1 protein-coding gene is annotated in these 237 nt (G+C 59.9%); it reads right to left on the minus strand.

From position 1 onward, the window contains the following. The coding region (locus tag SB816_RS34780) for a hypothetical protein (protein WP_410548598.1) at positions 1-237 on the minus strand (237 nt) is incomplete at both ends.

Consider the following 237-nt stretch of genomic DNA (forward strand, 5'->3'; position numbering starts at 1 on the left):
GATCGTAACGGACATGTTACGGCCCATGGCGATGAGAACGCCTTCGGAGTTCCGCAGGATGTTGCGGTTCTTGATCTGGATCGTGCCTTCATACGACGCTTCGAGGAACGACTGGTCGACCACGTTCGCCGTACCACCAAGGTGGAACGTACGCATGGTGAGCTGCGTGCCCGGTTCACCGATCGACTGTGCCGCGATGACGCCAACGGCTTCGCCCATGTTGACAGGCGTACCGCG

Source organism: Achromobacter sp. SIMBA_011 (assembly GCF_046535435.1).
In the GTDB taxonomy this organism is placed as follows: domain Bacteria; phylum Pseudomonadota; class Gammaproteobacteria; order Burkholderiales; family Burkholderiaceae_B; genus Achromobacter; species Achromobacter dolens.